The 17,368-nt window shown below is 61.4% G+C and carries 19 protein-coding genes and 1 tRNA gene; 14 read left to right on the top strand and 6 right to left on the bottom strand.

The window, feature by feature from the left end:
• The first annotated feature begins 67 nt into the window (after nucleotides 1–67).
• The 4 genes from secA to ACX82Z_RS21790 all read left to right on the top strand — a co-directional run bounded on the left by secA (nucleotide 68) and on the right by ACX82Z_RS21790 (nucleotide 5,917).
• Complete coding sequence (gene secA, locus ACX82Z_RS21805) at nucleotides 68–2,785, top strand: preprotein translocase subunit SecA (RefSeq protein ID WP_459591175.1); 2,718 nt, start codon at nucleotides 68–70, stop codon at nucleotides 2,783–2,785.
• A gap of 127 nt (nucleotides 2,786–2,912) precedes the next feature.
• Nucleotides 2,913–4,325 carry a lipopolysaccharide biosynthesis protein gene (locus ACX82Z_RS21800; protein ID WP_459591174.1) on the top strand — a complete coding sequence of 471 codons (1,413 nt, stop codon included), beginning with the start codon at nucleotides 2,913–2,915 and terminating at the stop codon, nucleotides 4,323–4,325.
• The gene (locus tag ACX82Z_RS21795; protein ID WP_459591173.1) at nucleotides 4,322–5,560 is read left to right on the top strand and encodes a GNAT family N-acetyltransferase; all 1,239 of its coding nucleotides are present in this window, start codon (nucleotides 4,322–4,324) and stop codon (nucleotides 5,558–5,560) included. The genes ACX82Z_RS21800 and ACX82Z_RS21795 overlap by 4 nt, the downstream gene beginning before the upstream one ends.
• A gap of 114 nt (nucleotides 5,561–5,674) precedes the next feature.
• Nucleotides 5,675–5,917, top strand: coding sequence for a hypothetical protein (locus ACX82Z_RS21790; RefSeq protein WP_459591172.1), 243 nt, complete (start codon nucleotides 5,675–5,677; stop codon nucleotides 5,915–5,917).
• Between the two features lie 25 nt (nucleotides 5,918–5,942).
• On the opposite strand, the gene ACX82Z_RS21785 is transcribed toward ACX82Z_RS21790, so the two are convergent.
• Nucleotides 5,943–6,407: a hypothetical protein gene (locus ACX82Z_RS21785; RefSeq protein ID WP_459591171.1), complete on the bottom strand. Its 465-nt coding sequence runs from the start codon at nucleotides 6,405–6,407 to the stop codon at nucleotides 5,943–5,945.
• A gap of 235 nt (nucleotides 6,408–6,642) precedes the next feature.
• On the opposite strand from ACX82Z_RS21785, the gene ACX82Z_RS21780 reads away from it, so the two are divergent.
• Nucleotides 6,643–7,683, top strand: a complete 1,041-nt coding sequence (locus ACX82Z_RS21780; RefSeq protein WP_459911953.1) for a hypothetical protein — start codon at nucleotides 6,643–6,645, stop codon at nucleotides 7,681–7,683.
• A 66-nt stretch (nucleotides 7,684–7,749) separates the two neighbouring features.
• Here ACX82Z_RS21780 and ACX82Z_RS21775 read toward each other — a convergent pair.
• Nucleotides 7,750–7,834 (bottom strand) — tRNA-Leu (locus tag ACX82Z_RS21775).
• 175 nt (nucleotides 7,835–8,009) lie between these two features.
• Between ACX82Z_RS21775 and ACX82Z_RS21770 the strand changes: the two genes are divergently transcribed.
• On the top strand, nucleotides 8,010–8,591 hold the full coding sequence (locus tag ACX82Z_RS21770; protein WP_459591170.1) for a YqaA family protein: 582 nt from the start codon (nucleotides 8,010–8,012) through the stop codon (nucleotides 8,589–8,591).
• A gap of 12 nt (nucleotides 8,592–8,603) precedes the next feature.
• Nucleotides 8,604–9,110 carry a disulfide bond formation protein B gene (locus ACX82Z_RS21765; RefSeq protein ID WP_459591169.1) on the top strand — a complete coding sequence of 169 codons (507 nt, stop codon included), beginning with the start codon at nucleotides 8,604–8,606 and terminating at the stop codon, nucleotides 9,108–9,110.
• A gap of 62 nt (nucleotides 9,111–9,172) precedes the next feature.
• On the opposite strand, the gene ACX82Z_RS21760 is transcribed toward ACX82Z_RS21765, so the two are convergent.
• Nucleotides 9,173–9,730 (bottom strand): HNH endonuclease, encoded by a 558-nt coding sequence (locus ACX82Z_RS21760; protein WP_459591168.1) that lies wholly within the window; start codon nucleotides 9,728–9,730, stop codon nucleotides 9,173–9,175.
• Between the two features lie 90 nt (nucleotides 9,731–9,820).
• Nucleotides 9,821–10,501, bottom strand: coding sequence for a DNA-3-methyladenine glycosylase family protein (locus tag ACX82Z_RS21755; RefSeq protein WP_459591167.1), 681 nt, complete (start codon nucleotides 10,499–10,501; stop codon nucleotides 9,821–9,823).
• A gap of 72 nt (nucleotides 10,502–10,573) precedes the next feature.
• Here ACX82Z_RS21755 and gluQRS point away from each other — a divergent pair, with 72 nt between their 5' ends.
• On the top strand, nucleotides 10,574–11,449 hold the full coding sequence (gene gluQRS / locus ACX82Z_RS21750) for a tRNA glutamyl-Q(34) synthetase GluQRS (protein WP_459591166.1): 876 nt from the start codon (nucleotides 10,574–10,576) through the stop codon (nucleotides 11,447–11,449).
• On the opposite strand, the gene ACX82Z_RS21745 is transcribed toward gluQRS, so the two are convergent.
• Entirely contained in the window at nucleotides 11,446–11,736 is a 291-nt protein-coding gene (locus ACX82Z_RS21745; RefSeq protein WP_459591165.1) for a hypothetical protein, read from the bottom strand. The genes gluQRS and ACX82Z_RS21745 overlap by 4 nt on opposite strands.
• Before the next feature lie 143 nt (nucleotides 11,737–11,879).
• Between ACX82Z_RS21745 and ACX82Z_RS21740 the strand changes: the two genes are divergently transcribed.
• Nucleotides 11,880–12,773 carry a DMT family transporter gene (locus tag ACX82Z_RS21740; RefSeq protein WP_459591164.1) on the top strand — a complete coding sequence of 298 codons (894 nt, stop codon included), beginning with the start codon at nucleotides 11,880–11,882 and terminating at the stop codon, nucleotides 12,771–12,773.
• Here ACX82Z_RS21740 and ACX82Z_RS21735 read toward each other — a convergent pair.
• Nucleotides 12,740–13,594 (bottom strand): YihY/virulence factor BrkB family protein, encoded by an 855-nt coding sequence (locus tag ACX82Z_RS21735; RefSeq protein WP_459591163.1) that lies wholly within the window; start codon nucleotides 13,592–13,594, stop codon nucleotides 12,740–12,742. The two genes, ACX82Z_RS21740 and ACX82Z_RS21735, sit on opposite strands and share 34 nt — an antisense overlap.
• Nucleotides 13,595–13,848: 254 nt before the next feature.
• Between ACX82Z_RS21735 and ACX82Z_RS21730 the strand changes: the two genes are divergently transcribed.
• From ACX82Z_RS21730 to ACX82Z_RS21710, 5 genes are all read left to right on the top strand, one after another.
• Nucleotides 13,849–14,049 (top strand): twin transmembrane helix small protein, encoded by a 201-nt coding sequence (locus ACX82Z_RS21730; RefSeq protein WP_459591162.1) that lies wholly within the window; start codon nucleotides 13,849–13,851, stop codon nucleotides 14,047–14,049.
• A gap of 2 nt (nucleotides 14,050–14,051) precedes the next feature.
• Complete coding sequence (locus ACX82Z_RS21725; protein WP_459591161.1) at nucleotides 14,052–14,633, top strand: cob(I)yrinic acid a,c-diamide adenosyltransferase; 582 nt, start codon at nucleotides 14,052–14,054, stop codon at nucleotides 14,631–14,633.
• Nucleotides 14,633–15,403, top strand: a complete 771-nt coding sequence (locus tag ACX82Z_RS21720) for a rhomboid family intramembrane serine protease (RefSeq protein ID WP_459591160.1) — start codon at nucleotides 14,633–14,635, stop codon at nucleotides 15,401–15,403. The genes ACX82Z_RS21725 and ACX82Z_RS21720 overlap by 1 nt, the downstream gene beginning before the upstream one ends.
• Nucleotides 15,404–15,587: 184 nt before the next feature.
• Nucleotides 15,588–16,334: an electron transfer flavoprotein subunit beta/FixA family protein gene (locus ACX82Z_RS21715; RefSeq protein WP_459591159.1), complete on the top strand. Its 747-nt coding sequence runs from the start codon at nucleotides 15,588–15,590 to the stop codon at nucleotides 16,332–16,334.
• A 24-nt stretch (nucleotides 16,335–16,358) separates the two neighbouring features.
• The gene (locus ACX82Z_RS21710; RefSeq protein ID WP_459591158.1) at nucleotides 16,359–17,288 is read left to right on the top strand and encodes an electron transfer flavoprotein subunit alpha/FixB family protein; all 930 of its coding nucleotides are present in this window, start codon (nucleotides 16,359–16,361) and stop codon (nucleotides 17,286–17,288) included.
• Nucleotides 17,289–17,368: the final 80 nt, after the last annotated feature.

The following is a 17,368-nucleotide window of genomic DNA, read 5'->3' as shown; positions in this document are numbered from 1 at the left end:
CGCCATTGCACTCCGCAAACCGGCGCACCGGTCCCACCGGTTGGCTTTCTTATTGAAAGGACCTTTGATGGTCAGTCTCGCTGGCTTTGCGCGCAAGATTTTCGGTTCCTCGAACGATCGGCGCATCAAGGGACTGCGACCCCGGGTCGAGGCTATCAATGCACTGGAAAGCGAGCTTTCAGCGCTGAGCGACGAGCAATTGCGCGCCCGCACCGACGAATTCCGCAAGCAGATCGCGGATGGCACGTCGATCGATGACCTCCTTATCCCAGCCTTCGCCACCGTTCGCGAAGGTTCCAAGCGCGCACTCGGCATGCGTCCTTTCGATGTCCAGTTGATTGGCGGCATGGTTCTGCACGAGGGCGGCATCTCGGAAATGCGCACCGGCGAAGGCAAGACCCTGGTCGCCACGCTTCCGGTTTATCTTAATGCACTGGCCGGAAAGGGCGTCCACGTCGTCACCGTCAACGACTATCTGGCGCGCCGCGACGCCGAATGGATGAGCAAGGTTTACGGTTTCCTCGGTCTTTCGACCGGCATCATCGTCCATGGTCTGTCTGACGAGGAGCGTAAGGCGGCCTATGCCTGCGACGTGACCTACGCGACCAACAACGAACTCGGCTTCGACTATCTTCGCGACAACATGAAATACGAGCGCGCGCAGATGGTGCAGCGCGGACATTATTTCGCGATCGTCGACGAGGTGGATTCGATCCTGATCGACGAAGCGCGCACGCCGCTGATCATTTCCGGACCGCTCGAGGACCGCTCCGATCTTTATATGCAGATCGACACGTTCATCCCGAATCTGGTGCCGGAAGACTACGAGATCGACGAAAAGCAGCGCACCGCGACCTTTACCGAGGAAGGCACCGAGAAGCTGGAGAACCTGCTTCGCGATGCTGGCCTTTTGAAAGGGGCGTCGCTTTACGATGTCGAGAACATCGCGATCGTCCACCACATCAACAACGCGCTCAAGGCGCACCGCCTCTTCCAGCGCGACAAGGACTATATCGTCCGCAACGACGAAGTCGTCATCATCGACGAATTCACCGGTCGCATGATGCCGGGCCGCCGCTTCTCCGAAGGGCTGCATCAGGCGCTGGAGGCCAAGGAACACGTCAAGATCAATCCCGAGAACCAGACGCTCGCCTCGATCACCTTCCAGAATTACTTCCGCATGTATTCCAAGCTCGCCGGCATGACCGGCACGGCGCAGACGGAAGCGGAGGAGTTCGGGAATATCTACGGGCTCGGTGTCTCGGACATCCCGACGAACCTGCCAGTCCAGCGCCTCGACGAGGACGACGAGGTCTACCGCACGGTCGAGGAAAAATACCGCGCCATCGTCCGCGAAATCCGCGAGGCAAGCGCCAAGGGCCAGCCCGTACTCGTCGGCACCACTTCGATCGAGAAGTCCGAGCAGCTTGCCGAGCGGCTGCGCAAGGACGGGTTCCACGATTTTCAGGTGCTGAACGCGCGCCACCATGAACAGGAAGCGACGATCGTCGCGCAGGCCGGCAAGCCGGGCGCGATCACGATCGCGACGAACATGGCCGGTCGCGGCACCGACATTCAGCTTGGCGGCAATGCCGACATGCGCATCCAGCAGGAACTGGGCGACATGCCCGAGGGCACGGAGCGCTCTGCGAAGGAACAGGCGATCTACGCCGACATCAAGCGGCTGAAGGAAAAGGCGCTGGCCGCCGGCGGGCTCTACGTGCTTGCCACCGAGCGTCACGAATCGCGCCGTATCGACAACCAGCTTCGCGGCCGCTCGGGCCGTCAGGGCGATCCGGGCCGCTCCAAGTTTTTCCTGTCGCTTCAGGATGATTTGATGCGCATTTTCGGCTCGGACCGCATGGATTCCATGCTGACCAAGCTCGGTCTCAAGGAGGATGAGGCCATCATCCATCCGTGGATCAACAAGGCTCTGGAAAAGGCGCAGAAGAAGGTCGAGGCACGCAACTTCGACATCCGCAAGAACCTTTTGAAATACGATGACGTGATGAACGACCAGCGCAAGGTCGTCTTCGACCAGCGCATCCAGTTGATGGAGGGCGGCAGCGTCACGGAAACGGTCGGCGAAATGCGTGAAGACGTCGTCGAAGACCTTGTCGCACGCCACATCCCGGAGAACGCCTATTCCGAGCAGTGGGAAACCGCCGAACTGAAGGAAGCGATCCGCGAGGGTCTCAATCTCGATCTGCCGGTCGATCAGTGGGCGGCCGAAGAAGGCATCGACGAGGAAGCGATTCGCGAGCGTGTCATGGAGGCTGCGAATGTCGCCGCCACCGAACGCGCCGAGCGTTTTGGCCCCGATGTCATGACCTATGTCGAAAAATCGGTCATGCTCCAGACGCTCGACAGCCTGTGGCGCGAGCATCTCGTCAATCTCGACCATCTGCGGTCTGTCGTCGGCTTCCGTGGCTACGCCCAGCGCGATCCGCTCAACGAATACAAGACGGAAGCCTTCGAGCTCTTCCAGTCGATGCTGGCCAATCTGCGCCAGGTCGTCACCAGCCAGTTGATGCGGGTCGAACTCGTTCGCCAGGCGGCCGACGCTCCGCCGCCGCAGGCACCCGCCATGCATGGTCATCATGAGGACCCGCTCACCGGCGAGGACGAACTTTCTGCGCAGCCGACTGCCGGTGACAACCGCATCGTCGCGCCGGAAGATCGCGATCCGAACGATCCGGGCACATGGGGCAAGGTGGGACGCAACGAAACCTGCCCTTGCGGTTCGGGCAAGAAGTACAAGCACTGCCACGGCGCGTTCGCCTGATCCGTCAGGCGTGGGTATCGTACCGGTGCCCGCGCCATTACGGAAAGTGCTATCGTCGAACCGAACCGTTTCTTAAAGCCTTGGACCTAGTCTTTCGGGCTGGGATACCCGAACGGAAGGTTGGCGCGTGCGTATTTCCGCTGCAATGACGGCCGAGCGCATTTTGCCGCGACGCCTTGCGGCGCGCGCGCTTCCCCATTTGAAAACCTTCGACGCGCTCGTCTTCGGCACCGGGGAGCGTAGCCACGCTGCGCGCATGTCGATGACGGCATTTGCGGTCCGCATCGCATCGGCCGCGATCGCGTTCGCAAGCCAGGTGTTTCTGGCGCGTTGGATGGGCGCGTTCGAATACGGTGTCTTTGCGTTGGTGTGGACGGCCATCCTGATCCTGGGCAACCTCTCCGGCTTCGGCTTTCACACGGCCATCATTCGCTTCATTCCCGAATATCGCAGCCAGCAGCGCTGGAGCGATTTGCGTGGAGTCATATTCGCCAGCCGCTTTGCCGTCGTCGCCACTTCGACGGTCGTGGCGCTGGCCGGCGCGTTGCTTGTTCATCTTCTGTCGGCGCGGATCGAGCCCTACTACATCCTGCCATTTCTTCTCGGCATGGTCTGCCTGCCGATGATGGCGCTGTCGGACTTGATGCACGGCGTGGCGCGCGGCCATGGCTGGCAGTTCCATGCCATGCTTCCGACCTATATTTTCCGTCCCGGCCTGATCATCGTCCTGATGATTGCAGCGATCATTGCCGGCGCACCGCCAACCGCCGTGACGGGCATGTATGCCGCCATCGCGGCAACCTATCTGACCTGCCTGTGGCAACTCGTCGTCGTCTCGGGCAATTCCGCACGTGCCATTCCCGCTGCCCCGCGCGGCTATGCCATGCGCAAATGGACGCTCGTTTCCCTGCCGATCTTCGTGATCGAAGGGTTCATCTATATTGTCACCAATGCCGACGTCCTTCTCGTCGGCTTCTTCCTGCCGCCGACCGACGTCGCCGTCTATTTCGCGACGGTGAAGACGCTGGCGCTCGTCCACTTCGTCTATTTTGCCGTCAAGGCCGGCGTCGCCCAGCGGTTTGCCGGGCTGATGCACGGTGACGACCGTCATGAACTCGGTGCATTTGCCCGCGACACCGTGCGCTGGACATTCTGGCCGACGCTCGCGATGGGCATTCTGCTCCTCATCGTTGGTGAGCCGCTGCTTTGGCTGTTCGGCACCGAATTCACGGCCGGCTACCCGCTCCTCTTCGTGCTCGTGGCCGGCGTTCTGGCCCGCTCCACCGTCGGCCCGGCTGAAAGCCTTTTGAGCATGAGCGGCTACCAGAACGCCTGCGCCGTCGTCTTCGCAATCGTTCTTGCCCTGAATGTCGGGCTGAGCTGCTTTCTCATTCCGCTTTACGGCCTGTGGGGTGCGGCCTTCGCGACCGCTCTCGCCATGGTGTGCGAGGCGGCGATGCTCGCCTTCACGGTGCGCCGCAAGCTCGGCATCGATATGTGGATGGGTGCAGCGGCCCCGGCCACCGGCGGTGCCTTATGATAGCAAAGCCCAAAATTCCCAAGGCGATGCTGAACCGTCTGGCCGGGGAACCGCAACCTGCCGACGATACTCCGGTGACGACCTTGGGGCGCAGGCTCGACATCTATCCCGCCTCGAACGGCTATGATCTCGTCAGGGAACTCGATCATCTGGCGCTGCGCGCGATAGAACCGAACGTCTTTTTCAATCCGCGCTTTCTGGCGCCTGCGATGCCGCGCCTTGAAGACCGCGAGGTGCGCCTTGCCGTGATGCGCGACGAACGCGATACCAAAAGCCGGCTGCGGCTCCTTGCACCTTTCACGCTTGAGAGACCTTTACTGCGCATGCGCCCGCCCGCGATCCGCATATGGGCGAACCCGTTCGGTCCGTTGGGAACGCCGCTCGTCGACCGCGACGATCCGCAAGGCATCGTCGCGGATTTCCTGCGGATGATCGCCGCGCCCGCCCGCAGCCTGCCAAAGCTTCTGCATTTTCCCGATATCCGGACGGAAGGCGTGTTCGCCGCCACGCTGCGAGGCGCGGCGGAGACGCTGAACCTGCCGGTCGCAAGAGTTCTGCCGTACGAACGCGCGATCTTGATGTCCGACCTCGATGGCGAAGCCTATCTTCGGCAATCGCTCAGCAGGCATCGCTACAAAGAGCTTCGCCGGCTCGAAAGGCGGCTCGCCGAAAAAGGTGAGATCACCTATCAGGTTGCTCAGACCCCCGCCGAAATACGGCTTGCGGTCGAGACATTCCTGTCGATCGAAGCCGGCGGCTGGAAGGGCCGCGCGGGAACCGCGATGGCCACGGACCGATTCCGCGCCGCTTTCGTGCGCGAGGCGATCACGGGCCTGAGCGAACGGGCCATGTGCCGCATCCACACCCTTTTCGTGGGCGGCAAGCCGATTGCCTCCCTCGTGGTGTTTCTGGAGGGAGACGTTGCGTACACCTGGAAAACGGCCTTCGACGAGGCGTTTTCCTATTATTCGCCCGGCATCCTCCTCATGATCGCGGTGACGAAGCATCATCTGGAAGATCTTAACGTCACCATGACGGATTCCTGCGCGGTGCAAGATCATCCCGTGGTCAACAGCCTTTGGCAGGAACGCATGCCAATGGCGACATTCGTCGTTGGACTGGAACCGGGCTCCGACAAGCTCGTCAACGCCGCGGCACATGGACTTGAGCGTGAAGAACGCTTGCGCGATTTCGCGCGGCGTGCGCGCAGGCGCTTGCGCCACCCATTCAACTGATCGTCCGCTACGCTTGCTTTTCGATGGCGACCGGACGATGTAGAACACATGCGGACTTGAGGCCGGAACGTAGGGCCTTGGCCCTGAACTTAAGGTACGACGAGAGAATAGCCGATGGATTCCGATAAATTTGCCCTGAACCTGATGATCGTTTTCGGCGGCCTAATCGTCGGCAGCCTGATGCTGGCAGGCCTCATGTGGACCGACAAGGCGACGTTCCTTTACGCCCTCGGCAGCGCCGTTTCGATATGGTTCTGCTCGTTCGCCGTCATGTTCGACCGCAAGAGGGCCTATCTCGTCCTGCTTCTGGTCGCCATCGGCCTCGTGGCCGCGTCGATCACGGCCTTCGTGCGATAGATTGCATCGTCGTTAGCACGCCGCGTCACCGGTTGCGACGCGCATAAACCACGCAGGAATCGATCAGCGACGTGCAAAGCGCGTTGCGGCTGCTCGGCCTGTTGTTGTCGCCCGAAAACTCGACTTCCGTGACGACATCGTTCACGAGACGCACCTGTGTGTGACAAAACCCGCCGGGCGCAAGATTGAACGAGCCGCCGATCGCGGGAAGCGCACCATAAGTCGCGGCCGGCAATGCGACATTCATGTTTCCGCGCTGATTCGGCGTGCGAAAACTCCAGATTTCGCCATCGTCGCCGACATCCACGGTGTCGTTCGGAAAACCGGCGCACATGCGAACCTGCGTCTTGGTCAGGCCGAGCATTTCGCTGCGCGCGGCAGTCGCGGTGGCGTGTTCTCCGGTGAGGTGAGAAAGATCGTCCGGAACGACGCAGGACGAAAGAGCCGAAGCCAGAACGATGAGGAGGCCGGACGACCGCAGGAATGTCATGAATCAAACCCGTCCCGGTTTGCATTTCGATCGTTCCTCCCGTCAACGGACCTAACAAACCAGTCCGCGAGGTCAACCCTCGACGTCCAGACATTCCTGGCTCGGTTGCGTTGACAGGCGTATTCGCACCAACCCGCGCTTCGAATTGACGCCTCGGTCGCCTCGCTCCAACATATATTGTTGAATGGGCGACGCTGTTCCAAGGCGGCGACGTCCCGCATTCGGAGTAAAACGCATGAAGGTCCTCCTAGCGGCTTTGATTTCCGCCATGATGCTCAGTCCATTCTCGGTAGCACCTGGTTTCGGACAGGCCGATATTGCGGCGACGCTGGGCGCCGCCGTAGCGCGTTGCTGGCTCCCACCGATCCGCGAGGGTGCCTCGCCGCCCGTACAAGCTCGTTTTACGCTCGACACGACAGGTGAAATTGTCGGCAAGCCCGAGATTGTTGCCCCGTCTGACGACCCTTTCGTGCAGACTTCCGAAGCCGCCGCAATCCGCGCATTGCTGCGCTGCGCACCTTTCGAGGAGACTGCCGCCTCGCTCGGCAGCGCGACACAAATTGTCGTCAATTTCAGCCTTGCTGGGTTCGGTGCTTCGACAGTCGGCCCGCAACCTGCCGATGATGATGAATTGATCGAGATCACCGAGATGGAAGGCCTTACTTTGCGAATCTCGGTCCCGAATGGACTATGCTACGTCGATCCGCAGCGCAGTCAGACCGAGGCCGAATATAAAAGGCTTATGTCCGAGACCATCCCAGGCTTTTCCGCGCTGGCCTTTTTCCTTGATTGCTCGACCGTCGAGCAGCTTGCATCGGGTAACGAGGATTTCGACCTGCCCCGCACTCACGTCACTTTGACAACGCCTCTAGCCTCGAATGGCGCCTATGCTCGTCCGTCCAATCGAACGCTGGCTCAGACTATTGCCTTGTACGAGGCACTTTTCTCAGGGTCCGGCGTTGCCGGTTCGCAACTCGAAAGCGAACTGCGGACCGTCGAGGAGCAGTTGGAAACCGGTCTTGGCATTGAAGTAGATTCTGGCGCGCAGGACATCGTCCGGACGGACGAATACGCGGTTTACGTATCGGGGGAGCCGCAGGTCGCTTTCGGGGAAACGACACGCCAAATGACGTCCATTGGTGCTTTCACCCAGATATTCGACGCTCCGCTGACCGTCAGCCTGTACACGCCCTACGACCCCGACGCCGTACCCCTCCTCATTGAGGAGGTCGCTCGAATGGTTTCCGAACTCCACACAAATTCAACTCGGGAATAGAAAGCGAATCGGAGGCGGATCGCCAAGGGCGCTGCGCACCAACTCATAACCGGAACGAAAATCCGTTGGTGCCCCTGGCCGGGATCGAACCAGCACTCCTTGCGGAACTCGATTTTGAGTCGAGCGCGTCTACCAATTCCGCCACAGGGGCCCGTGAACGCGAGGCGTTCAGGCTGAGTGCGGACTATACGGTGAGGCCCCTTGTCGTCAACCGCTATGTCGGTCACGCAACGCTGCCCTTGCGGGCACCATGCCCCTTTGCCATACCGGGCCGCAAATTGCTTCGCCCCTCGCCCTCCGAACCAAAGACGCCCAAGGACATACCGATGCTTCGACGCCTTTACGACTGGACGATGTCCTTTGCGCGCACCCGCCATGCCGAACGGGCGCTGGCCGGCGTCTCGTTCATCGAAAGTTCGTTCTTTCCCATTCCGCCGGACGCGCTTCTCATTCCCATGGTTTTGGCCGAACGCCGCCGCTGGTTGCGCTATGCGCTGGTCTGCACGATCGCATCCGTGCTGGGTGCGCTTCTCGGTTACGTCATCGGCGCGTGGCTCTTCGACGCCATCGGCAGACCGATCCTGGCCTTTTACGGCAAGGAGGATTCGTTCACGCAGGTCGCAGACTGGTACAACACATGGGGCGGCTGGGGTGTGCTCTTCGCAGCCGTCACGCCCTTTCCCTACAAGGTCCTGACGATATTCTCGGGCGCGACCGGCCTCAACCTCGTCACCTTCGTGATCGTCTCCATCATCGGTCGCGGATTGCGATTCTTTCTGGTCGCCTGGCTTCTCTACCGGATCGGCGAGCCCATCCGCCTGTTCATAGAAAAACATCTCGGCCTTCTTTTCACGGCATTCATGGTATTGCTGATCGGTGGCTTCGTCGCCATCCGCTACATGTTCTAGGGCATCACTCCCATGTCTCTCACCGCTCCCGTCGGCCGGCTTCAACATCTCGCGCTGGCCTTTCTGGCCGTGGCCATGATTGTCACGGTCGGCACCGCGCTCGGCTTCCAGCATCTGGCCGGCTACATTCCGTGCAAATTATGCATCGAACAGCGCACACCGTATTATATCGGTGTCCCGGTGATGCTCACCGGCCTTGCCATATCCTTTACGAAAGCACCCGCTGTTCTGGTGCGCCTGATCATCCTCGCTGGCGCGCTTTTGATGACGTGGAGCCTTTATCTGGCAATCTTTCATGCGGGCGTCGAATGGAGCTGGTGGCCGGGGCCGACCGATTGCGGCGTCGCCGTCATGCCCTCGACGGGCGGGAACCTGCTCGATGCGCTCGACAGCGTCGTCCCGCCCTCATGCGATCAGGCGGCCGGTCGGTTCCTTGGCTTGTCATTCGCCGGCTGGAACGCAATTGCGAGCTTCGTTCTCGCGATCGTCGGCTATGTAGCGGCGTTCAGAAAAGTCTGACAGCGACACCCGAAAATTCGTTTGAGCGAGTCGAAAATGGCGGCCACTCCGGCGGATTTCTCTCAAGGTTCGAGTTCGACATCCCAGTAGAGATAATCCATCCAGCTTTCATGCAGATAGTTGGGCGGAAAGAGCCGGCCGTTATTGTGAAGGTCGTGGACGGTCGGCTGATAGGGCTTTTGCTGCGGCCACATCTTCGCTTCGCGCGGCAGCATACCGCCCTTTTTGAGATTGCAGGGGGAACATGCAGCGACCACGTTTTCCCATGTCGTCGCTCCGCCGCAGCGGCGCGGCGTGACGTGGTCGAAGGTCAGGTCTTCATGCGTTCCGCAATACTGGCACTGGAAACGATCGCGCAGGAACACGTTGAAGCGCGTGAAGGCAGGATGGCGCGAGGGCTTCACATAGCTTTTCAGGCAGACCACGCTCGGCAGCTTCATGGAGAAGGTTGGCGAGGAAACGGCGTGTTCGTATTCGGCGACGATATTGACGCGTTCGAGGAAAACCGCCTTGATCGCATCCTGCCAGGACCAGAGCGACAAAGGGTAATAGCTGAGCGGGCGATAGTCCGCATTCAGCACGAGAGCAGGCAAGCCATCCGGCGAGACGGCAACCGTCAAGACTTCACCTCCATGAGTCGGCAGCGATCACGGACACAATCTACGCCTGTCGTGACAGCGATGTGAAGCGGCTTGTTGACGCGGCGTCAATTATCCCGTCTTCGTTTCATTTTCAGCATCTTGCGGCGTCAGTACCGCCTCCGCGCTGCGGCCCATCGTGGCGTGGTGATAAGCCCAGAAGAGGCGCGCGGCGACGCCCCGCCAAGGCGACCACAATTCGGCGATCTCGTGCAGATCCTTTTCGCCCGGGCGCTTGTCCATGGCAAACGCACGGCCGACCGCGTTCTGCAACGCCACGTCCTTGACCGGAAAGATGTCCGGATGGCCGGCGGAAAACAGAAGGTAGATCTGCGCCGTCCAGGGACCGATGCCGTGAAGCTGCGTCATCTGCGCGATCGCCTCGTCGGCCTCGAGCAGGCAAAGCGCGTCGAGATCGACCGTGCGTCTTTCGAGCGCCGCCGCCAGCGACAGGATCGTCTTTTGCTTGGGACGCGATATACCGGCCGCCCGCAGCATATCCTCGCCGCCGGTCAAAATGGCCGCCGGTGCGATCGGATCGGCGAGCGCGGTGAGTTTGCGCATCATCGACTGTGCCGAGGCACGCGAAACCTGCTGTGAGACGACGATGGAAACGAGGCTTGCAAAACCTGGTTCGCTTCGGCGCAGCGGCACCTCGACGGCCGTTTCGATCACGGTGGCCAACCGTGGATCGGCAACGGCGAGGGCCGCCAGCCCTTCGGAAATGTCTTCCAGCGTTTCGATCCGGCGCATCCGCTTTGTCCTTGTTCATGACGCTCGTCCAGCGTAGCAATCGGGCGAGCCCTCCCGCAACGACGATCGCCAATGTCCCGTCCCGTCTTTCGCTTTGCGCCGAGCCCGAACGGGCCGCTTCATCTCGGTCACGCCTATTCGGCGCTTTTGAACCACGACCTAGCGCGCGAGGCTGGCGGGCGCTTCCTGTTGCGCATCGAGGACATCGACCGCGACCGTTGCCGCCCCGAATTCGAGCGCGCGATCCGCGACGATCTCGAATGGCTCGGGCTGGAATGGGAAGAACCGGTGCGTCGGCAATCCGACCATTTCGCCGATTACCGAGCCGCGCTCGAGCGGCTGATCGACGACGACCTCGTCTATCCCGCTTTCCTGTCGCGCGGCGACGTGCGCGACTTCATCGCCGACGAGGCGGCACGCGACGTTTCATGGCCACGCGATCCGGACGGCGCACCTCTTTATCCGGTTATCGAGCGAAAACTTTCAAAGCGGGAACGCGTGGCCCGAATGAACGCCGGCGCGCCCTTCGCATGGCGGATCGACGTGGACGCCGCGCTGGAGCGCGTCGGCTTTCAGCTTGACTGGATAGAGGACGGAGCCGGGCCGGATGGCGAAACCGGCACCATCGTGGCCGATCCGAAAGCGTGGGGCGACTTCGTCGTTGCGCGGCGCGACATCCCGACAAGCTACCAACTGTCGGTGGTCGTCGACGACGCGCTTCAGGGCATCACGCATGTGGTGCGCGGGCGAGACCTCTTTCATGCGACGGCGGGACAGCGCCTGTTGCAGGAACTTCTCGGCCTTCCCGTTCCGGTCTATCTCCATCACGAGCTGATTTTGGGCGACGACGGACGCAAACTCTCGAAGAGCCGGGGCGATACGGGCTTGTCGGAACTGCGCCATGCGGGGCTGAAGCCCCATGATATTCGCCGGATGGTCGGTCTCTAAAGAAGCCGCGTGGCGATGGCCTTCAGCCCCGCAAGAGCTATGATCGCGGCGCATGCCCCGGCCGTCCCATAGACGATGCCAAGCCTGAGGTCATGGAAGATTTGGCCGAAATGGTTGAAGACCGCGATGGTGAGGAAAAAGCCCGCAGTCAGCACGATCGCATTGCCGACCGCGCCGAACCCATCTTCGCCGACCACTGCGTCGAGCAGAAGTCCAAGCGCAAATGACAAGATGACGACGGACGCGACCGCCAGCGCCATCCAGATAAAACTCAGGTTCATAAGCATGCGATACCCCGTCCTTGTCAGGTCAAGGATGCGCTCCGTCTGCATTCACCCGCATCTGAAACGAAATCTGCACTTCAATTCTTTCGATTTGCTTGCGCAGGCGTCTCCAATTAGATCGCCTGCATTCGTTGGGAAAGACATCAATGCCCGCCTTGAGCCGTTTCGTCCCGTTTGCGTTCGTATTGTTATGGTCGACCGGCTTCATCGGCGCACGCTATGCGATGCCGTGGGCGGAGCCATTCGCCTTCCTGTCGGCGCGCTTCATCTTGACGATCCTTTGCCTCGGACTGCTTCTGGCAGCCATTTCGTGGCGGCCGATGGGGCCAGTCCAGGCAGCGCATGCCGTCATGGCGGGCGCGCTGATCCATGGTGTCTATCTCGGCGGCGTCTTCTGGGCGATCTCGCATGGGATGCCGGCCGGCTTAGCCGCGCTCGTCGTCGGGCTTCAGCCGCTCGCAACATCAGTGCTCGCGATGATGTTTCTTGGCGAAAGGCCCACAGTGAGGCTTTGGGTGGGCATGGCGCTCGGTCTTGCCGGCGTCGCGGTCGTGCTTGCGCCCAGGCTCGGATCGCTGGGCGGCGTGACGGCTGCGACGCTCGCATCCTGCACCGTTTCCATGCTTGCCATCAGCGCCGGAACGGTATGGCAAAAGCGCTTCGTTGCGAGCGGTGATCTCGTCGTCGGCACGATCTGGCAATATGTCGGAGGAACGGTACTCGTGCTGGCCGCGACATTCGCTTTCGAGACGCAGACCTACGAACTGACCGGCGAACTCGTCTTCGCCATGGCCTGGCTGGTACTCGTCCTGTCGCTGGGCGCGATTTTTCTGCTGATGTATCTGATACGCGAAGGCGAGGTCGCCCGCGTATCGTCGCTCTTTTTCCTGGTGCCATCCTTCACTGCGGTGATCGCCTGGGCGCTGTTCGGTGAGGAGATGAACCTCGTTCAGATGAGCGGCATGGCCGTGACCATGATCGGCGTGGCGATCGCCACGCGCAAAAGTCAGCCCGGCACGCGGGCGCGCGCCTCGAAATAGCGCTTCATCGCCGCGTTCAATTCACCGCCCATGATGAAGATCACCGAGACGATATAAAGGAAGACCAGCGCGATCATGATCGAGGCAAGACCGGCATAGGTCGATGCATAGGACGAAAATTGCGACAGATAGCTCGCAAAGAGCGTCGAGCCGACGATCCAGCCGATCAGCGTGAAGATCATGCCCGGAACGATGTCGCGAAACCGGCGGCGTCCGTCCGGCAGCCAGAAATGGACGGCGGCCAGACCTATGACGATGACGAGCGAAGCGACGATGAAACGCCAAAGCGTAATCGTTCCCGTATAGGGCTCGAGCCAAGGTGCGTTGCGCTGGGCGATACCGGCGATGAGCGGCGCGACGACCAGCAAGGCCGAGACGACGACGAAGCCCACCGTCGCGATGAAGACGAAGGCGAGGCTTTGGATGCGCAGCGTGACGATCGATCGCGTTTCGGTCACGCGATAGGCGCGGTTGAGCGAAACGCGCAGCGCCTCGATCCCGTTCGAAGCGAAGAACGCGGCGATGACGACACCGATGGTCAGGAAATCGCCGCGCGGCACGGTCAGGACGTTCGTCACCTCATGCGCGATGGGCCCGGCGATCTCGTCGGGCCAGGTATCGAAAACGAGGTGGACCGCTGTGTCCGCAAAGGCCTGGGCCCCGAGGAAACTCGCAAGCGACGTCGCGAAAATAAGAAACGGAAACAGCGCGAGCAGGGACGACAGGGCCAGGTGGCTCGCCATCGCCCAGCCATCGTCATTGTTGAAATGTCCGAGCGCATCGTAGAGCACCCGTTTGGTCGCGACTATTTGTCGGATCATCGGTGGTCCTGCAGATATATCGGCCAATTCTGCCTCGGAGCGCTTATGCCACATAGGGTCAAGCTACGTTTCCCGCCAGCTTTCGGTTTCAATTTACAGCTTTGTCCTTTCCCGAAACTCAACGGGTGAGGCAATCGGCCGCCGCCACTGGAAGATTGCGTGGGTGCGGTCCATAATACATCAAGGCACCTCGTCCAATCCTTATCGGCTGCTTCCCGGCCACGGCGGCGGCAATCCTCGTATCGGAAATATCGATGTCCACCGCTTTCAACGTCATCGCCGTTCTCTTCATGGTCGCGGTCGCCTTCGTGCTCATACGCGGGCTGATCAACATGATGCGGGGCGGTTCCGGCAACACGTCGAACAAGCTGATGCAGGCGCGCGTCGTCCTCCAGTTTTTCGCTTTGGTTTTCGTGCTTCTGGCGCTTTATTTCTCCCGCCAGGGGGGCGGCTGACATTGGTCATTCTAAATCGTATCTACACGCGCACCGGCGATGACGGCACGACGGCGCTGGGCAGCGGCGAGCGCCGCCCCAAATACGATCTGCGCGTTTCGGCCTATGGCACCGTCGACGAGGCGAATGCCTGTATCGGAATGGCGCGGCTTCACACAGCTTCCACCCACGGCGATATCGACGCGATGCTGGGGCGCATCCAGAACGACCTGTTCGATCTCGGCGCCGATCTGGCGACCCCGGACACGGGCGAGGAACTGTCTTACGAACCCTTGCGCATCGTCGCCTCGCAGGTCGCCCGCATCGAGGCCGACATCGATATCCTGAACAAGCGGCTGACGCCGCTTCGCACCTTCGTCCTGCCGGGCGGCTCGCCTGCCGCCGCCGCGCTGCATCTCGCCCGCACCGTCGCGCGCCGCGCCGAACGGCTGATGGTGGAACTGTCGCGCATCGAAGGTGAAATCGTCAGCGCAGAGGCGATCCGCTACATCAACCGCGCGTCCGATCTTCTGTTCGTGGCTGCACGCGCCGTCAACGACGAAGGGCGCGCCGACCTGCTTTGGGTGCCCGGTCAAAATCGCTGATGTTCATCCCTCTTCACGACGCCAATCATCTTAGACATATCAAGAAGCAATACGTCACGATCGGGCTGATCGCGGCCAATGTGATCGTCTATCTCATGACGGCGGCGGGCGGATGGCAGGCGGCGCAGGCAGCCGCTTTTTCCTATGGCTACATTCCGTCCGTGGCATTCGATTACGCCGAACTGCCGGCGGAGCTGGAAGCGGTTCCGGGCATCGCCACCTACCTCACCTACGCGTTTCTTCACGGCGACATCTTCCATCTGGGCGGCAACATGCTGTTCCTGTGGGTCTTCGGCGACAATGTCGAAGACGCGATGGGGCATGTGAAGTTTCTACTGTTTTATCTCGCTTGCGCGGTCGCGGGTGCATTGCTGCACGGCCTTGCCGCACCAATGTCCGAGGTACCGCTGATCGGCGCGTCGGGTGCGGTTGCCGGCATCGTCGCCGCCTATCTGCTGCTTCATCCGCGCGTGAAAATCTGGATACTGGCCTTCGCCCGCATTCCGTTGCGCATCCCGGCGTGGATCGCGCTCGTTCTGTGGATCGGCTTTCAGTTCGTGATGTTCGCGATAGCCGGCGAGAACCAGATCTCATGGGCGGCGCATATCGGCGGCATCGTCGCCGGCGCGGTATTGATTACGATCATGAAGCGTCCGGACGTCCCTCTTTTCGACCGGAACATCGTTACGCCCGCTGCCGTCGTGACGGACAGTTCGGCGCAGCATATCGCCAACGCATCGAATCGACGACGCGGCCCCTGGGAACGGTGAAATTTCAACCGTTTCGACGCACATCACCCGTATTGACGCCTATTCTGGCAGCAACTAGGGTCCGCCGCGATTGGTCCGGGACCGCGCCTGACGGCTCACCGCCCCGGAATGTCGATTTCAGACATGCAACGCGGAAAAGCTTTGCTAGCTTGACCGCTCGCAGCAAGGGAAAGGTTTCGCACGCATGAAGGTTCTGGTCCCCGTCAAGCGGGTTGTGGATTACAACGTCAAGATCCGCGTCAAGGCGGACGGTTCTGGCGTCGACCTCGCCAACGTCAAGATGTCGATGAACCCGTTCGACGAGATTGCCGTCGAGGAGGCGATCCGCCTCAAGGAAGCCGGCAAGGTCGAGGAGATCGTGGTGGTCTCGATCGGACCTCAGCAGGCGCAGGAGACGATCCGCACGGCGCTCGCGATGGGCGCAGACCGCGGCATCCTCGTCAAGGTCGACGAGACGACCGAACCGCTGACCGTCGCCAAGATCCTTAAGGGTGTGGTCGATGAGGAAAAGCCGGAACTCGTGATCCTCGGCAAGCAGGCGATCGACGACGACGCCAACCAGACCGGCCAGATGCTGGCGGCGCTGCTCGGCTGGAGCCAGGGCACCTTCGCCTCGAAGGTCGAGCTTGCCGACGGCTCGGCCAAGGTCACGCGCGAGGTCGATGGCGGCCTCCAGACCATCGACCTGAAGCTGCCCGCGATCGTGACGACCGACCTTCGTTTGAACCAGCCGCGCTACGCTTCGCTGCCGAACATCATGAAGGCCAAGAAGAAGCCACTTGACGAAAAGTCCGCCGGCGATTTCGGCGTCGAGGTGTCGCAGCGTCTCAAGGTGCTGAAGACCGAGGAGCCAGCCGGCCGCAAGGCGGGCGTCAAGGTCAAGGACGTGGCGGAGCTCGTCTCCAGCCTGAAGTCCGCAGGCGTCATCTGAAGCTAGAGGGATAGGAGAAACGACATGGCTATTCTTCTGATTGCCGAACACGACAATGCAACGCTTTCCGACCAGACCGCCAAGGCGCTGTCGGCCGCAACGAAAATCGGCTCCGATGTCGATGTTCTGGTCGCCGGCAAGGGCGCGCAGGCCGCCGCCGACGCTGCGGCCAAGCTCGCCGGCGTCCGCAAGGTGCTGCTGGCCGAGGCCGACGAACTGGCTGAGCGCCTCGCAGAGCCGCTGGCGGCATTGATCGTCAAGCTGGCCGACGGCTACGACACGATCATCGCGCCCGCCACGACCATGGCCAAGAATGTCCTTCCGCGCGTCGCGGCCCTCCTCGACGTGATGCAGATTTCCGACATCGTCGAAGTCGTCTCGGCCGACACGTTCAAGCGTCCGATCTATGCCGGCAACGCGATCCAGACGGTGCAATCGTCCGACCCGAAGCGGGTCATCACCGTTCGCACGGCCTCGTTCCAGGGCGCCGGCGAGGGCGGGGCGGCCTCGGTCGAAAGCGTCTCGGCCGCCGACAATCCGGGCCTGTCGACCTTCGTCGAGAACCGGATCGCCGAATCCGACCGTCCCGAATTGACTTCGGCGAAGATCATCGTTTCGGGCGGACGCGCGCTCGGCTCGAAGGAGAAGTTCGAGGAAGTCATGCTGCCGATCGCCGACAAGCTCGGTGCGGCCGTCGGCGCTTCGCGTGCGGCCGTCGATGCCGGCTACGCGCCGAACGACTGGCAGGTCGGCCAGACCGGCAAGGTCGTCGCGCCCGATCTCTACATCGCGGCAGGCATTTCCGGCGCGATCCAGCATCTGGCCGGCATGAAGGATTCCAAGGTCATCGTTGCCATCAACAAGGATGAGGAAGCCCCGATCTTCCAGGTCGCGGATTACGGCCTGGTCGGTGACCTTTTCACCGTCCTGCCGGAACTCGAAAAAGCGCTTTGAGCCGCTGATCGCGAATTGTTGCAAATGAAGAAGGGCGGGGCTGGACGAACCAGTCCCGCCCTTCTACTTTGCATCGCAAC

This window comes from Aliihoeflea sp. PC F10.4 (assembly GCF_054612275.1).
The sequence above is the reverse complement of the archived record's forward strand: the minus strand, read 5'-3'. Positions and strand labels throughout refer to the sequence as shown.

Bases quoted from the DNA above. Each gene is read 5' to 3' on its own strand.
- ACX82Z_RS21720 (WP_459591160.1), top strand. From the start codon at position 14,633: ATGTTCATCCCTCTTCACGACGCCAATCATCTTAGACATATCAAGAAG.
- ACX82Z_RS21785 (WP_459591171.1), bottom strand. From the start codon at position 6,407: ATGACATTCCTGCGGTCGTCCGGCCTCCTCATCGTTCTGGCTTCGGCT.
- ACX82Z_RS21770 (WP_459591170.1), top strand. From the start codon at position 8,010: ATGCTTCGACGCCTTTACGACTGGACGATGTCCTTTGCGCGCACCCGC.
- ACX82Z_RS21755 (WP_459591167.1), bottom strand. From the start codon at position 10,501: ATGCGCCGGATCGAAACGCTGGAAGACATTTCCGAAGGGCTGGCGGCC.
- ACX82Z_RS21790 (WP_459591172.1), top strand. From the start codon at position 5,675: ATGGATTCCGATAAATTTGCCCTGAACCTGATGATCGTTTTCGGCGGC.
- ACX82Z_RS21710 (WP_459591158.1), top strand. From the start codon at position 16,359: ATGGCTATTCTTCTGATTGCCGAACACGACAATGCAACGCTTTCCGAC.
- ACX82Z_RS21765 (WP_459591169.1), top strand. From the start codon at position 8,604: ATGTCTCTCACCGCTCCCGTCGGCCGGCTTCAACATCTCGCGCTGGCC.
- ACX82Z_RS21735 (WP_459591163.1), bottom strand. From the start codon at position 13,594: ATGATCCGACAAATAGTCGCGACCAAACGGGTGCTCTACGATGCGCTC.
- ACX82Z_RS21780 (WP_459911953.1), top strand. From the start codon at position 6,643: ATGAAGGTCCTCCTAGCGGCTTTGATTTCCGCCATGATGCTCAGTCCA.
- secA (WP_459591175.1), top strand. From the start codon at position 68: ATGGTCAGTCTCGCTGGCTTTGCGCGCAAGATTTTCGGTTCCTCGAAC.
- ACX82Z_RS21715 (WP_459591159.1), top strand. From the start codon at position 15,588: ATGAAGGTTCTGGTCCCCGTCAAGCGGGTTGTGGATTACAACGTCAAG.
- ACX82Z_RS21730 (WP_459591162.1), top strand. From the start codon at position 13,849: ATGTCCACCGCTTTCAACGTCATCGCCGTTCTCTTCATGGTCGCGGTC.
- ACX82Z_RS21740 (WP_459591164.1), top strand. From the start codon at position 11,880: ATGCCCGCCTTGAGCCGTTTCGTCCCGTTTGCGTTCGTATTGTTATGG.
- ACX82Z_RS21795 (WP_459591173.1), top strand. From the start codon at position 4,322: ATGATAGCAAAGCCCAAAATTCCCAAGGCGATGCTGAACCGTCTGGCC.
- ACX82Z_RS21745 (WP_459591165.1), bottom strand. From the start codon at position 11,736: ATGCTTATGAACCTGAGTTTTATCTGGATGGCGCTGGCGGTCGCGTCC.
- gluQRS (WP_459591166.1), top strand. From the start codon at position 10,574: ATGTCCCGTCCCGTCTTTCGCTTTGCGCCGAGCCCGAACGGGCCGCTT.